This window comes from Sporosarcina gallistercoris (assembly GCF_050459885.1).
Taxonomy (GTDB): Bacteria; Bacillota; Bacilli; order Bacillales_A; family Planococcaceae; genus Sporosarcina; species Sporosarcina gallistercoris_A.
In genome coordinates, this window is the sequence record NZ_JBCMNO010000015.1 from 48,972 (window position 1) to 63,585 (window position 14,614).

Genomic DNA, 14,614 nt, shown 5'->3' on the forward strand with positions numbered 1-14,614 from the left:
TATACAGGAGGAGTGCCAATTGGCGAAAAGAAAGGAAGGTGTAGCAATGGAAACAACAGAGGACCGCAAAGAAGAAGTGGATTTTGATGTAGAGAAGCTAAGGGAAGATTTAGAACGGCAAGATATTAAAGCGTTCCGAGATGAATATTTGCTACTCCATCCTTACGATCGCGCAATCTTCTATGAAGAAGCTGGAGCCGAACTTCGGAAAACGATGTATTATTTCCTAAGTCCGAAAGAAATGGCAGAGATTTTTGAAACGAGTGAAATTGACGAAGATGAATACGAAGAGTTCCTTCAGGAGATGGAGGCGACGTATGCCGCAGAGATGATTTCTTACATGTTTGTGGATAACGCGGTCGATGTCCTGAAAGAACTCGATAAGTCTCAAAGCGTCAGCTATTTAACGCTTATGGACAAAGAAGCAGCCGATCAAATCAAGGAACTTTTGCATTACGAAGAGCACACTGCCGGATCTATCATGACAACGGAGTACGTCACTGTTCCCCAGAATTCTACGGTTCGATCTGCGATGAATATTTTGCGCATTGAAGCTCCGAGTGCTGAAACGATTTACTACGTTTTTGTTGTGGATGAAGACAACCGTCTAACAGGGGTTGTTTCGTTACGTGACTTGATCACCTCAGAAGAAGATGTCTTGATCAATTCCATAATGAATGAACGTGTGGTTAGTGTCCTTGTGTCCGACGATCAGGAAGACGTCGCCCGTACAACACAGGACTATAACTTGCTTGCTGTACCAGTCGTGGATTTTCAGCAGCATATACTCGGAATTGTTACAGTCGATGACGTGCTCGATATCCTCGAAGAAGAAGCATCGGATGATTACTCGAAATTAGCCGGTGTATCGAATATGGATACATTTGACAAAAATTCGTTATCTGCAGCGAAGAAACGAGTACCATGGCTTATTATTCTACTTATACTCGGGATGATCACGGCGAATTTAATTGATATGTTTACGGACACCATTTCCCAAGTGGCGTTACTCGCCGCATTCATACCTTTGATTGCAGGTACTGCTGGCAACAGTGGCACCCAGGCACTTGCTGTTGCCGTCAGAGGAATTGCAACACGAGATATAGAAGATGAAAGCAAAATGAAATTATTGATAAGAGAAGCCGGTACCGGACTGATCACCGGATTCATATGCGGAGTTTTTGTCATCGGGCTGATCTTTTTCTGGAAGCACGAATTGGTCATCGGAATGCTAGTCGGGGCAGCGATTTTCGTATCGATTTTCGCGGCGACTATTTCCGGATCATTCATCCCGTTGTTCATGCACAAAATGAAAATCGATCCAGCTGTCGCTTCTGGCCCTTTCATCACCACGTTGAATGACTTGATCAGTATTTTAATTTACTTAGGATTGGCGACCACTTTCATCAACCTGTTGTAATTGGAGTCACGCATGGGCAGATGCTGCATATAATGCAGTAAAAAGGATGTGGCGCATATTTCACTTCAAGTTCCCTTGCTTTTTATCGACGGACCCCCTTTGGTATCGATTGTGGAAGTTGTGAAAGAAGAGAGTACGTCCATTTACTGGTCAGCTAATGACCCTGATCTGACGGAACAGAATGAATTATTGCAAGAAGAAACTGTGCCTCACCAGGTGAAGGAGGTCTCGATCGACTCCCCAGTCGTGAAAAGATTACGTTACTTATCCGAACCGTTTCCCCGCAATGCTTATCGTCCGCTCCAATTTTTGGTGAACGGCCAATTATTGACAGGCGGCATTTCTGCGATGACTGATTCACAGATTGCGATCGAAGTGAAACAAGAAAGCAAAGATTTAAACGAAATCCGTACGCTGAACTTGCAGGAGATCGAAGAAGTGTTCTGGAAAGGAACACCGTTTTCATGAAAAGACGCGTCTCAGGCTAATTAGTCTGAGGCGTATTTTAATACAAGGAAAAAGAGGACTGCCCATTTGGGCAGTCCTCTTTTCGCGCATCGCGGGGGTGATGCTTATGCTGGGTTTGTTGCACACTGCGTGACGAATGTATCTTTGATGCATTGGATTGCACAGAAACAATTCAAGTCAACAGTGATACAAGACTTTGTCGCTCTGAAACGCTCGACTTTGCAAAGCTTTTCGAGATTGATTTTACCGCAATCGATGATGTCGACTGGTTTTCCGTCTTTGTCTAGTGGCTCAAGTACCATCAAGGTTGCACAGCAATTGTCAAAAATGTTTTGGACTCTGAAAAATACAGAGAAACAATTGATGCCATGATGGGTATGGCTTTTCGGACGGTACATCGCTTTAAAGAAATCACCGTCTTCTGTCAGCAATGAAAACACCCGTGTATTGAAGCGCTCATTCGTAGGGCTGACGAGACTACCAAGTGGTCTCATAAAGCAGTCTGTATCACAGTCGAAGCAATCATCGTCTGTGTGCGTATCCTGAAGACGTTTAATGAAGCGGACTGCCTCACAAACACAGTGTCCTTGAATCGGATTCACCTTATCCCCCGTATTTTCGTTCTTTCCACATCCACAACTCATTGATTATTTCCTCCTCTCGTTTGTTCTCTATACCTTATGCATTCCTCTACCTATTGGCAGGGCGCTTGAACCGTTATGAATAAATTGCAAGCTATTTAGACATACTGGTGAAAAAAGGAGGGGATGGCGATTCGTAAAATACTGACACTGGTATTCATCCTCGTCATGCTAGCAGGTTGTTCGACATCGATCGGTTTCAAAACCGTCAATACAACAGATATGGATTCCCAGCGGGCGGAAAAGTTATTAAAAGAAGATAAGCGGATTAAAAATGCGGTCGTTCTAATTCACGAGGATCGGCTGATTGCGGGATTGCGTGTCAATACATTTGAAAGATTCAAGAAGCGTAAAATTGCACAAGAACTTTCAAAAGAGCTGGAAGATATGTATCCTGATCTAAAAGTTACCGTATCCGCTGACAGTAAAGTGCTGCTGGAAACAAACAAGTTGATCGAAAAAGAGGATGAACAGAATTATGAAGAGAAGATGGAAAAAATCAGTGCATTAGTAAAGGAAGAGACGTAATGGATGAAAAAAAGTATCAGCAATTGGAACAACAGATTACTCCTAAGCCGAAATATGTAAAGAATTGCATCACAGCATTTTTAGTGGGAGGCTTCATTTGCTTTATTAGCCAATTCGTAGCGCTTTTTTATATTATTTACTTTGATTTCACAGAACGTACCGCAAGTAATCCGACGGTGGCTACTATGATTTTTATATCCATGCTATTGACCGGATTCGGCTACTATAAAAAGATTGCACAGGTCGGTGGTGCAGGGAGTGCCGTACCGATCACCGGTTTCGGAAATGCGGTGATTTCGTCAGCAATTGAACATAAGACAGAAGGTTATGTATTAGGCGTGGGGGGCAATATGTTCAAACTGGCTGGATCGGTCATTATATATGGAGTTTTTTCGGCATTTGTCGTCGCTCTCATTAAAACGATACTTGTTGGATTAGGAGTGGTATCTTGGTGAATCAACGAGGATTACTGACATTTGCATCCAAACCTGTCATCGCGTCGACTGGTGTTACGGTTGGACCTTTAGAGATGAAGAAAAGTCCTTTTGCCAAATATGCTGACAAGAATTACGATGACGAACGCTGTGGATTAAAGACGAATGAGCAAGGGCACGCAAAAATGATGGAAGATGCGTGCATGATTGCCCTGAGCAAGCTGGATAAGACCCCGGCGGATGCTGAATTCGTTTTGATGGGGGATTTAGTGAATGAAATGACCCCATCCAACTTTGCCGCTAGTACAATCGGGGTTCCGTATATCGGAATGTTTTCTGCTTGTGCTACGTCTGTTTCTTCGTTATTGATGGCTGCCTTACTAACGGAGTCCGGTATGGCTGAACTAATAGTCGCTGGGTCTTCCAGTCAGCATAACGCTATTGAACGGCAATTCCGTTATCCCCTCCAATATGGGAGTCAAAAAGGGGCCACAGCACAATGGACTGCAAGTGCGGCAGGAACCGCAACGGTTATCCCTTATATAGAAGGAGCTCCGATTATTGCTTGTGGAACTATTGGGATCGTAACGGATCTTGGTCTGACAGATCCATTAAACATGGGGGCTGCGATGGCACCAGCAGCAGCGGATACATTTAAACGGCATTTGGAAGGTCACGGCACGACACTCGAAGATTACGACTTGATCATGACGGGGGATTTAGGGAAAATCGGCTTCGAGTTGTTCAAAACGTTGCTGGATCGGTGGGAATATAACGTATCGAATACGTTCCGAGATGCCGGTGCAGAGTATTATGGCAAGCACCCTGAATTCCTGGCAGGAGCTAGTGGCTCAGGATGTTCAGCATCCGCTTATTTCTCTGAAGTCTACGATAAACTCCTATCTGGAACGTATAAACGCGTATTACTGATTGCTACAGGCTCCTTAATGTCTCCGCTTTCGTATCAGCAAGGCGATACGATTCCCTGCGTAGCGCATGCAGTGGAAATCCAAATGAAATGAGTGGTTTGAATTGCTATCCATATTTATAACAAGTTTTATAGTCGGTGGACTGATCTGTGTCATCGGTCAGTTAATGATGGATGTTGGTAAACTCACCCCAGCGCACACTCTTTGCACACTCGTAGTAGTAGGCTCCATTTTGGATGGCTTCGGTTTATATGAGCCTCTGATTGATTTCGCTGGGACAGGTGCGACCATACCGATCACTTCTTTTGGGAATGCATTGACACATGGTGCGCTTGCTGAGGCAGAGAAACATGGAATCATCGGAGTGCTGACAGGGATGTTTGAAGTGACGAGTTCCGGAATTAGTGCAGCAATCGTTTTCGGTTTCATCGCTTCACTTGTTTTCAAGTCAAAGGGCTCCATTTAAATCAGTTGCAGAAAATAAATGTGCAAATGTCCCGCCCGCTTTGCTGAGTCCTTGCATAGGATACAGGGAAGAGAGGGGGGATTTTCTTATGTATGGAAACTACTGTTATGGAGAACCGCGTTATGAAGGTGGATATGACCGCGGCTGCAACCAAGGAGGCGGCTCTACGTTCGTCTTGCTCGTTGTATTGTTCATCTTACTGATTATTGTTGGCAGTACGTTCTGCTAAATGAGAGGGGGGAATGGGAGTATGAATGACTCCTTCTTCAAGAAAATAGAATCAAAAACGGGTGTCCCCATGACTGAAGTATTTGCTCTCGCGAATGCCATCCAACATGCGGATTTTAAAGATGAACGTCAAGTAAGAAGAATTATTCAGAATGTGGGGATGCTTGCGAATAAAAACGTTCCGCAGCACTTGGAAGACGAACTCGTAAACTCACTTGTTTCCAGTGGCCAGCCTGTCAATATTGCAGATATCCAAAGAATGCTAGGGAAATAAAAAAAGAGGTTTAAGCTTCTTGCCGATCGGGTAGAGGGTTATATCAACTTAAACGGGGAGGAAGGTGGAGGCAATGGGGTACCTACTGCCGATTCAGAATATCCAATCACAAATGTATGCAAATCGTATGGAAAATGTTTCACCGTCTTTTGCATACATTGACAGAGTCCAATCTGTGAAGTTACAAACAGAATACGATGAATGGCAGAAGGTGCTTCGTCGTGAACGGGAGAAGAATTCCGAATGGGAATTTGGCGAAGAAGCGAATTCACAACGGCCCTTGCCTCCAGCTAAAAAAGGTTTTATCCAACCCAATCCAGCAGCTCTTTCCAAACAAGTAGCGGCTGTAGTTGGAAAAGGGATGGCCATAAATGAATATGTTTAAAAGACGTTCCATAGGAAACACAAAAGACCCAGTCCTCAATCGGACTGGGTCTTTTTCATTTCTAAAGTGAGGAATAAATTTGTTTCTCCATTGCGCGATGGGGAATGTCCGCATCCATGAACTCAGGGGAAGTGACGCCATACCCCAGCTTTTCGTAAAATGGAATTGCATAAGACTGGGCATTCAGCAAAATTTTGTGAATGCCAGTCTTTTTTGCATGTTCTTCCAGAGAGTTCATGATCAGCACGCCAAGATGCTGGCCGCGGTATTCTTTCAATACACAAACCCGTTCCACTTTCCCGACTTCGCTTGAAATCTTTCTGATACGACCTGCAGCAATCGCTTTCGTACCATCATATACGACAAAGTGGGAAGACGTGTTATCGTGTTCGTCAATTTCCATCGTTAAGGGAACACCTTGTTCTTCCACAAATACTTTCTTCCGTACAGTAAATGCAGCTTCACGTTCTTGTTCAGACGTGGCAATTTTCACCTCGTACAAATCAGTTCTCCTCTTGCAGACGGAACGTTTCGTATACTGTCCAAGATCCATCCTCAAGCTGATAAAGGAGGTGGAGGCGATCAATGATTTCAGAGTGATCTGCACCAATCATTTTCAGTTGACCGATAATGTCGTCATGCTCACCGGAAGTCAGACTTTGAGCAATCGTGATATGAGGGACAAATGCGTACTGTGGAAGCGCTCCAAAAAATTCTTCGTTATTCAGTGCTTTGTGGAGGGCCAATAACTCCTCATTGGGAGCCACTTTGAAATATATTGTATTCGTTATAGGAGCAAAAGTACTCACTTTTGAGACGCTGAGTTCGAAAGGCTTGTGTTCTTTGGCTACATTTCGGATCGCTTCAGCGACTGCTTCAATTTCCGTTTCATCCGCATCAAAAACACCTTTTACCGTCATATGAGGAGTAATCTGAGCATAATGAGGATCATACCGCTTACGATATCCATTTGCTAAATCTTGCAATTTCTTTGATGGGAATGCGACAACACCGTATTTCATGTGAAAAACCTCCTTAGGAAAGTAAATACATTAACTTCTTTTAAGTATAGCAGAATTGTTTGGAATTGTCCGATTGGTTATTGTCCATATACCATTTGGACAGCACGTCGCACATCTGGCTGCCAATATTTCCATGTGTGCTCCCCATTAAATTCTTCATAGAAGTATGGAAATCCTTTATTCTCGAATAATTTTTTTAGTTTTCGATTCGGGGTCAGGAAATCCTGCTTTCCATCGACAGTGGTGACGACCTCCGTTTCACCAGTTCCGATTACATGATAAACGGACAGACCAGAGGGGTCTTTAGCTGACTCGACAGCGTCAAGAACTTTTTCGTTTACATAAGGAGAATGGAGAATGACTTTTCCAAAGCAATTCGGATAGAGCAGTGCAGTTTGCAAAGAAACGGTAGCGGCTAAAGAATCGCCGATTAACCCACGGCCCCCGCCAATTTGGTAAGTCGGATAGTGCTCGTCCATATAGGGCACAAGTTCGTGCACGAGGAAACGGATATAATCTTTCTGGCGATCTCCGTCTGGATGATACATTCTGCGTCTCTCTGAAACGGACTTGTAGGGGATGCCGACCACGATGACATTTTCGATTTCTTCCTTGTCCAAGTATTCATCGATGACTTTCCCGATTCTTCCGTATTGAAAATAATCTTTTCCGTCTGATGCGAAAAGTAAAGAGTATTTATAGAGTGGAGAATAATTATATGGAAGATGGATGAGAAGTTCCATTTCTTCCTGAAGGGATTCGCTGTAAAATTGAACATCGTGGATCTTTCCATAATTCATAGTGTTGCCTCCTTTACGTGTCTATTCAAGGAGATTGTAACATACACTCGTTAGAGGGTATAATGTGCACGATTGACTGAAAATTGTTACAGTTGGTATTAGATTTAGAAAGGGATGATTTGCATGTTTGATGGAAAGAGTAAAGTTCGTTCGGAAGTAATTGCAAAAGCTACAAAGGAAGCGTTGCAACGCCGTGGGGTGGAGCTGATAGATATCGCGAAAATCGTTTATGAAATGCAAGCTCCCTATAACGAAGAGCTTCAGTTGGAACAATGTGTGGATTCGGTCATGAATGTACTAAAGAAACGGGAGCTGCAGCACGCGATCTTAGTAGGTATCGAGCTGGACGAGCTTTGTGAACAAGGCAAGTTATCGACCCCGTTACAAGAAATTGTGGAATCGGACGAAGGTCTTTTTGGGGTGGATGAAACGATTGCTCTTGGAGCGGTGTTCACGTACGGTTCGATTGCAGTGACGACATTTGGTCATTTGGATAAGAACAAAGTCGGGATTATCAATGATTTGGATACGAAAAAAGGGAATAAGGTGCATACATTTTTAGATGACTTAGTTGCAAGTGTCGCATCTTGTGCAGCCGCACGGATTGCTCATCGTTCCCGGGATTTAGAGGAAGCTGGATTGACGTTTGAAGATGTCAAAGATGCTGCAAAGTGATAGGATGCTATAGGATTTCTGAAGAAAAGGGTGCTCGATCACTCTTTTCTTTTTTTTTATTTTTCAGTAATGAAACCGATTGCAACTGATTTTGTTTTCTGAAATCAATTGACAATTGAACCCGCTTACATGGTAGAATATACATTACTAGACAAATAAAAACTAGGGGGTCTTTGGATGAATAAGAAACTTTTAGGGCTCATCTCGATGCTGCTCATTGCAGTGCTTGCACTTGCAGCGTGTGGGACATCGGATGATGCTGGAAAAGATGATGGAGCAAAAGGGGATGCAGATAGCGGGAAAGAATATAAGTTCCTCAGTGTTTTGACGGGGGGGACACAAGGGACGTATTATGCACTTGGTGGTGCAATCGCTGAATTCATCGAAAAGGATACGGGTGTGAAAACATCAGCTGAAGTGTCTCAAGCATCAGCTGCAAACATGACTGCACTGAAAGATGGTAAGGCGGAAATCGCTTTCGTCCAAACGGACATTGCTTATTATGCGCAAGAAGGCGAAATGATGTTCGAAGACGATAAAGTAGATACAGTATCTGCAATCGGTTCACTTTATCCTGAAACAGTTCAACTCGTAACACTCGAAAAAACAGGAATCAAAACATTTGAGGATTTGAAAGGTAAGAAAGTTTCTGTCGGTGCTCCTGGTTCTGGTACGTATGCGAACGCAGAGCAGCTTCTTGAAATCCACGGATTGTCCATGGACGACATCAAGCCGCAAAACTTGGACTTTGGGGAGTCTCAAGAAAGTTTGCAGGCAGGTCAGATCGATGCGGCATTCATCACAGCCGGAACTCCGACTGGTGCTGTTGAAGGATTGAACGCAGTAGCTAAAGTATTTGTAGTACCTGTTGAAGACGCAAAAGCGGATGAACTCATCAGCAAGTATAAATATTATGCAAAAGAAGTGATTCCAGCTGGAACCTATGGAATGGCTGAGGAAACGCCTACTGTTTCAGTAGGAGCAATGCTTGTTATTCAGAACGATGTTCCTGAAGATCTCGCTTATGAAATTACAAAAGCGATTTACGACAATGCACCAAAACTTCAGCACGCAAAAGGTAAGTTGATCAAAGCTGAAACGGGCCTTGACGGAATTGGTATCCCGGTTCATCCAGGCGCTCAAAAGTATTTTGATGAAGTAAACAAATAAGAGTTGAATGAGGGGTTGGGGCGGTGAGGCGATCGATGCTTCATCCGTCCTTTCTTCATTACAGAACTTTATAAGAGGTGTGCGGATGAAACGATGGAGGATTCCGCTGGGATTTCTCATTGGGGCTATCCTGCTGATGGGTGCTGCTCTGATCATTCCAGTGAAGCAAGCATTCACGTTTACAGAAACCCGGACAGAGCAGCCGGTGCTTGCCTATTGCCTGATGGGTGCCGAATCGGAGTTTCAAATCCGTTATGTCCATTCGATTTTCTTGACCGATGTACTTGAAACCTATCAGGTACAACACGATACGTCGCTGAAATTTTTGACGATGCGTTATGAGGATGTCGGAATTGGTCTGCCGGCGTATGCAGAAAAAGGGGAAACATTGGAGGTAACTGAAACTGGCATTTATACACTTACATATAAGGACAAAGTCATCCATTCTTTTGTGTTGTATATAGGAGATGTTGACGCTCAGTTGGCGTTTCGCTACAAAGGGACTGAAATCGATTTGAAAGCGTACTTAAGACGCGGGAACTCTTATGACTTCCGTGTGAAAAAACTAACTTTATATGAACTCTTGAAAGGAGTTAACTTGAATGGCTAAGCGGAGAAAACAAAAGCAAGTGGAACCGGTAATGGATCCAAATGATGAAAGGTTTGAGACGCTCTCTGAAGCGGAACAACGGGAACTCCTGCAGAGATATGACCCTGAATCCAATACGAGAGATTTAGTCGGTATCTTCGGGAAGATTGTATTTTTTGGTCTGCTGGCATTCTCGATTTTCCAATTATACACATCGATCGGTAAACCGTTCACCGCGTATATCCAACGCTCCATACACTTAGGATTTGCTCTTTCTTTAATTTTCCTACTATTCCCAGCGCGGAAAAAGCCTGGAGTCAAAAGAAACAAAGTTCCATTTTACGATGTGATTTTATCAATCCTTTCCATAGGAGTCGGATTATACTGGCCCCTTAATATGAACGAACTCATCTTAAGGGTGGGGCGTGTTTCTGAAGTGGACTTGATTGTCGGTGTTTTAGCTGTGCTGTTAACGATGGAAGCAGCAAGACGAGCGGTGGGTCTTCCAATCACGATTATTTCCGGCGTGTTTTTAGTTTATGCATTTTTCGGACCCTATTTTCCAGGATTTCTCGCACACCGCGGTCAGGACATAGAAAGCCTTGTACAGCTCATGTTCTTTACAACGGATGGTATTCTCGGAACGCCGATTAGTGTATCCGCTACCTTCATTTTCGTGTTCCTATTATTCGGGGCATTCCTTGTCAAAACAGGAGTCGGGAATTACTTCAATGACTTGGCAGTCGTCCTAGCCGGAAGATTGACAGGCGGACCTGCAAAAGTTGCAATCTTCTCTAGTGCTTTGCAGGGGACGATTTCTGGCAGTTCCGTTGCAAACGTTGTCGGGTCCGGTTCCTATACGATTCCGATGATGAAGAAACTCGGTTACCGTAAGGAATTTGCAGGTGGAGTAGAAGCGGCTGCTTCAACAGGAGGACAGATCATGCCGCCGATCATGGGGGCTGCTGCGTTCCTGATGGTGGAATTCATTGGCGGTGTCACGTATTGGGAAATTGCCAAAGCTGCCACGATTCCAGCATTACTGTATTTCACAGGGATTTGGATTATGACGCATTTTGAAGCGAAGCGGGTCGGACTGGAGGGGATGAAACCTGAAGAAATCCCGAATCGCAAGGAAACGCTTAAGAAAATTTACCTGCTGCTTCCAATCATCGGTATCATCGTATTCTTGTTACTCGGAATTCCAACGATGAAAGCAGCATTATTAGGGATTGTCCTAACACTAGTTGTGAGTTCGTTCAACAAAGAAACACGGCTCAGCATAAAAGATATCATTCAAGCGCTTGTCGATGGGGCACGGACAGCTCTAGCTGTAGCTGCTGCGACTGCATGTGCAGGTATTATCGTAGGAGTGGTTGTGAAAACAGGACTCGGATTAAGTTTGGCTAACGGACTTGTTTCTGCTGCTGGAGGCAACATTCTGCTGACTCTCATCTTTACAATGTTTGCAGCGATTGTTCTTGGTATGGGTTCTCCAACTACAGCGAACTATGTAATCACCTCAACGATTGCAGCTCCCGCCATTATTACATTGCTGATGTTGGAAACTCCTGACGCGACAGTGCCAGTTGTCGTTGCGATATCTGCTCACTTGTTCGTATTTTACTTCGGAATCATCGCAGATATCACGCCGCCAGTTGCACTGGCTGCATTTGCCGCTTCCGGTATCTCAGGCGGAGATCCGATTAAAACCGGAGTGACGTCAGCGAAACTTGCCATCGCGGCATTCATCATCCCTTATATGTTTGTATTCAACCCTGCAATGCTCATGATTGACGCCAGTGTGTGGGAAATCATTTGGGTCACCGCCACGGCCATAGTCGGAATGATTGCAATAGGTGCGGGACTGATCGGGTTCTGGTATCGAAAGATCAATTGGATCGAACGGATCATTACGGTTGCCACCGGTATGATGCTGATCTATCCGGAAACGAAAACGGATTTCATCGGACTCGGCTTGTTCGTCGTGCTGTTTGCAATCCAGCTCATCACGAAAGATAAGAACAAAAATGAAGAAACCATAACTGTTTAAAGTGAGCCCGTCTGTCAATACTTGCAGGCGGGTATATTTTTCGAAACTTTATGATAGGACGAACGTCTACTGAGTAACGTACTGAAGGGGGACAACGAACGTGAGATTTATCAAGAAAATGATTATGACAGTGGTAGTGTTAGCAGTATTAGTAGGAGCTGCTTACTATTTCGGAACCAACTGGATTGCTGACAAAGCGATGGATCAAGTGACGACTCAGCTGGAAAATAGCGGGCAACTGGATTCGGTTAAACAAGAGATCACGAGCAATCCGGAAGTTCAGGCATATTTAAAGGATGCAAAAACGGCGGATCGAAGTAAATTACCTATAAAAACAAAAGAGCAGGCAACTCGCGTGGTGCTGAAGAAATTCAGTGTCCGTGAACTGCAGGATATCCAGAAGAAAGCACAGTCCGGAATGACTGCACAAGAAAAACAGCAGTTAATGCAGCAGGTTGAAAGCCGCCTTACGGAAGAAGAACTGCTTTCGTTGAAAGTGTTAGCCGCGGATGAGCTCTCTAAGTGAAAATTCATCTGGAACGATAGAAACAAGGGCAGTTTCACAGCGTAATCATAGACGCCAAGGACTGCCCCTGTTTTGGTTTTTCTTGAGTGACTGAATTTCATTAGTTAAGTATTGGATTTGCTCTTTCATCTCTTTTAACTCACTTACTAAAACATCGTTGTTCGGAGTGTTATTTTTTCTGTTTTTTTCTTCCTCAATTGCGAGCACGGCAGCATAGGTCGAGATGGACTCTCCGATAATGGTGATGATACTTCCGATTACATCGATTTTCGCTGCTTGCCCGCCTTCGTCTTCCTCAAAGAAAACAAAACTTTCAGGATTCACCATGACGTATCCTCCGATCCGAGAGCTCCCTAATTCAATGTATGCATTGGGCGATAAGAAGTGAATAGATCATAAAAAAATTGTGAAATAGTATTGCATGAGCTCGGAAACCATGGTATTATCATAAATGTGCTTAGTGACAGCTCGTTTACCTCAAACGTTCGCTTGTCATGATGCCGTTAAAATATTCCCGATTCCTTAGCTCAGCTGGGAGAGCGCTACCTTGACAGGGTAGAGGTCGCTGGTTCGAGCCCAGTAGGAATCATTGGGTGCCAAACCCTCGGGAAAGCCGTCGGAACAACGGTTTTCCTCCAGAACAGACCTATTAGGCCGGATGCCTAGGGTCTGTTTTTTTGTGCAATGGGGTAAACATGGGGTAAAAATTAAAAGTAAATGCTTATAAGCCATGCTAAGATATAGAAAAAGGTTAGTTCTGAAGTGACGGACAAAAAATGTCTGGCTCCAGGAACTAACCTTTTTACGTTATTCAATTTGCTTATTCCGTACTGGTCCAATGCCTTCTAATACAGACGCCGCTTCTTTGTCTGCAGATCGTAATAAGTGGCCATATCTGTCCATCGTTTGAGATATTTTAGAATGGCCAAGCCTCTCAGAGATCACTTTAGCGTGGACACCGCGTGCAATCTGAAGTGTAGCGAACGTGTGGCGTAAGTCGTGCAGGCGGATATAGCGAATGTCTGCGCGTTCAGTGAATCGTTTCCACCATGTACTCGGTGTGTCGGGGTAGAAGTGTGTTCCGTCTTCATTGCAGAATAGCCATTCACGTTCCGTTTCTACCCGTCCTGGTCCCATCAATAGCTTTTCTTTCAGCCATCGTTTCCGGTATAATTCCAATTCGATCATTGTGGATTCAGGAAGCGTGACAAGGCGGTTGGACTTCTTTGTCTTCGGATCTTTAATGATGGGTCCATTTCTTCCTTTGACAATCGTGGTCGATATGTCCACAGTGCTATTTTCTTTGTCGATTTTACCCCACTCTAACCCCAGCAATTCACCTCTGCGCAGTCCAGCAGTCAATGCGAGCGTCAACATAACCTGCCAATGCATTGGTTCATTCTTTGCAGCTTCAAACAGGGCACTGATCTCAGTAGGCTCGTACACATTCAATTCTTCTTTCTTCTCAGCATGTTTTCCGGATGGTTTATTCACGCCATCCATAGGATTCACTGAAATGACTTTCCACTTTACAGCGTGTTTGAATACGCTGCTCAACGTCTTGTACACTTCCACTTTAGAAGCAACAGACAAATCCCCGTCTTTTCCATCCTTACGAGTAAGGCCATTCAATAGATCCGCAATCATAAGTGGTTTGAATTGATCCATGCGTACATGTGAGACCACGGGCAGGATATGGCTCTTTAAAACGGTCATTCTGCTCATGTAAGTGGTTTCGGACAATTCCTTATCGACATAGTTCTTCTTCCATTGCTCCACAAAGACACCGAACGTCATTTTTTCGGGGGCGATATACGTTTCAGAAAGAACGTCCTGCTTAAACTTCAGATATTCATGTTCCAGGTGTTCTTGCAGTTTCTTTGGTGTGAACTTTTCAGTAACTGTGTAGGATTTTCGCTTTCTAATATAACGTCCATTGGCATCTTTACCGGCTACGACTGTAAAGCGGTAGGAATTTTCACCGCGCTTTTCAATGCTGGCCACTG

At 44.1% G+C, this 14,614-nt stretch carries 20 protein-coding genes and 1 tRNA gene; 15 read left to right on the top strand and 6 right to left on the bottom strand.

What is annotated here, in order from left to right; genetic code table 11:
- Positions 1-46: 46 nt before the first annotated feature.
- Positions 47-1,420: a magnesium transporter gene (mgtE, locus tag ABE021_RS09985; protein WP_430288486.1), complete on the top strand. Its 1,374-nt coding sequence runs from the start codon at positions 47-49 to the stop codon at positions 1,418-1,420.
- A gap of 99 nt (positions 1,421-1,519) precedes the next feature.
- Positions 1,520-1,888: a hypothetical protein gene (locus ABE021_RS09990; protein WP_430288424.1), complete on the top strand. Its 369-nt coding sequence runs from the start codon at positions 1,520-1,522 to the stop codon at positions 1,886-1,888.
- Positions 1,889-1,992: 104 nt separating this feature from the next.
- On the opposite strand, the gene ABE021_RS09995 is transcribed toward ABE021_RS09990, so the two are convergent.
- Complete coding sequence (locus tag ABE021_RS09995; protein ID WP_430288425.1) at positions 1,993-2,532, bottom strand: CotY/CotZ family spore coat protein; 540 nt, start codon at positions 2,530-2,532, stop codon at positions 1,993-1,995.
- Between the two features lie 123 nt (positions 2,533-2,655).
- Here ABE021_RS09995 and ABE021_RS10000 point away from each other — a divergent pair, with 123 nt between their 5' ends.
- The 7 genes from ABE021_RS10000 (at position 2,656) to ABE021_RS10030 (ending at position 5,773) form a co-directional block, all read left to right on the top strand.
- The gene (locus tag ABE021_RS10000) at positions 2,656-3,057 is read left to right on the top strand and encodes a hypothetical protein (RefSeq protein ID WP_430288427.1); all 402 of its coding nucleotides are present in this window, start codon (positions 2,656-2,658) and stop codon (positions 3,055-3,057) included.
- Positions 3,057-3,512, top strand: a complete 456-nt coding sequence (spoVAC, locus tag ABE021_RS10005) for a stage V sporulation protein AC (RefSeq protein WP_430288428.1) — start codon at positions 3,057-3,059, stop codon at positions 3,510-3,512. The genes ABE021_RS10000 and spoVAC overlap by 1 nt, the downstream gene beginning before the upstream one ends.
- Entirely contained in the window at positions 3,509-4,513 is a 1,005-nt protein-coding gene (locus ABE021_RS10010) for a stage V sporulation protein AD (protein ID WP_430288488.1), read from the top strand. The genes spoVAC and ABE021_RS10010 overlap by 4 nt, the downstream gene beginning before the upstream one ends.
- A 10-nt stretch (positions 4,514-4,523) precedes the next feature.
- Positions 4,524-4,886, top strand: coding sequence for a stage V sporulation protein AE (gene spoVAE / locus ABE021_RS10015; RefSeq protein ID WP_430288429.1), 363 nt, complete (start codon positions 4,524-4,526; stop codon positions 4,884-4,886).
- A gap of 88 nt (positions 4,887-4,974) precedes the next feature.
- Entirely contained in the window at positions 4,975-5,115 is a 141-nt protein-coding gene (locus ABE021_RS10020; protein WP_082003292.1) for a YjcZ family sporulation protein, read from the top strand.
- A 21-nt stretch (positions 5,116-5,136) separates the two neighbouring features.
- Entirely contained in the window at positions 5,137-5,388 is a 252-nt protein-coding gene (locus ABE021_RS10025; protein WP_039042078.1) for a stage VI sporulation protein F, read from the top strand.
- A gap of 73 nt (positions 5,389-5,461) precedes the next feature.
- Positions 5,462-5,773 carry a hypothetical protein gene (locus ABE021_RS10030; RefSeq protein ID WP_430288431.1) on the top strand — a complete coding sequence of 104 codons (312 nt, stop codon included), beginning with the start codon at positions 5,462-5,464 and terminating at the stop codon, positions 5,771-5,773.
- A gap of 61 nt (positions 5,774-5,834) precedes the next feature.
- On the opposite strand, the gene ABE021_RS10035 is transcribed toward ABE021_RS10030, so the two are convergent.
- The 3 genes from ABE021_RS10035 to ABE021_RS10045 form a co-directional block, all read right to left on the bottom strand.
- Positions 5,835-6,275, bottom strand: a complete 441-nt coding sequence (locus ABE021_RS10035) for a GNAT family N-acetyltransferase (RefSeq protein ID WP_430288433.1) — start codon at positions 6,273-6,275, stop codon at positions 5,835-5,837.
- Between the two features lies 1 nt (position 6,276).
- The gene (locus tag ABE021_RS10040) at positions 6,277-6,795 is read right to left on the bottom strand and encodes a YjcG family protein (RefSeq protein WP_430288435.1); all 519 of its coding nucleotides are present in this window, start codon (positions 6,793-6,795) and stop codon (positions 6,277-6,279) included.
- Between the two features lie 77 nt (positions 6,796-6,872).
- Entirely contained in the window at positions 6,873-7,595 is a 723-nt protein-coding gene (locus ABE021_RS10045; protein ID WP_430288436.1) for an alpha/beta hydrolase, read from the bottom strand.
- Between the two features lie 123 nt (positions 7,596-7,718).
- Between ABE021_RS10045 and ABE021_RS10050 the strand changes: the two genes are divergently transcribed.
- The 5 genes from ABE021_RS10050 to ABE021_RS10070 all read left to right on the top strand — a co-directional run bounded on the left by ABE021_RS10050 (position 7,719) and on the right by ABE021_RS10070 (position 12,608).
- Complete coding sequence (locus ABE021_RS10050; protein WP_430288438.1) at positions 7,719-8,270, top strand: phosphatidylglycerophosphatase A family protein; 552 nt, start codon at positions 7,719-7,721, stop codon at positions 8,268-8,270.
- Positions 8,271-8,447: 177 nt separating this feature from the next.
- Positions 8,448-9,440, top strand: a complete 993-nt coding sequence (locus ABE021_RS10055; RefSeq protein WP_430288439.1) for a TAXI family TRAP transporter solute-binding subunit — start codon at positions 8,448-8,450, stop codon at positions 9,438-9,440.
- 85 nt (positions 9,441-9,525) lie between these two features.
- Positions 9,526-10,050 carry a DUF1850 domain-containing protein gene (locus tag ABE021_RS10060; RefSeq protein ID WP_430288441.1) on the top strand — a complete coding sequence of 175 codons (525 nt, stop codon included), beginning with the start codon at positions 9,526-9,528 and terminating at the stop codon, positions 10,048-10,050.
- A gap of 31 nt (positions 10,051-10,081) precedes the next feature.
- Positions 10,082-12,082, top strand: coding sequence for a TRAP transporter permease (locus tag ABE021_RS10065; RefSeq protein ID WP_430288489.1), 2,001 nt, complete (start codon positions 10,082-10,084; stop codon positions 12,080-12,082).
- Positions 12,083-12,182: 100 nt separating this feature from the next.
- Complete coding sequence (locus tag ABE021_RS10070; protein ID WP_430288442.1) at positions 12,183-12,608, top strand: hypothetical protein; 426 nt, start codon at positions 12,183-12,185, stop codon at positions 12,606-12,608.
- A gap of 45 nt (positions 12,609-12,653) precedes the next feature.
- On the opposite strand, the gene ABE021_RS10075 is transcribed toward ABE021_RS10070, so the two are convergent.
- Positions 12,654-12,935, bottom strand: coding sequence for a hypothetical protein (locus ABE021_RS10075; RefSeq protein ID WP_430288443.1), 282 nt, complete (start codon positions 12,933-12,935; stop codon positions 12,654-12,656).
- A 189-nt stretch (positions 12,936-13,124) separates the two neighbouring features.
- Here ABE021_RS10075 and ABE021_RS10080 point away from each other — a divergent pair.
- Positions 13,125-13,197 (top strand) — tRNA-Val (locus ABE021_RS10080).
- 218 nt (positions 13,198-13,415) lie between these two features.
- Here ABE021_RS10080 and ABE021_RS10085 read toward each other — a convergent pair.
- Positions 13,416-14,612 carry a tyrosine-type recombinase/integrase gene (locus tag ABE021_RS10085; RefSeq protein WP_430288444.1) on the bottom strand — a complete coding sequence of 399 codons (1,197 nt, stop codon included), beginning with the start codon at positions 14,610-14,612 and terminating at the stop codon, positions 13,416-13,418.
- Positions 14,613-14,614: the final 2 nt, after the last annotated feature.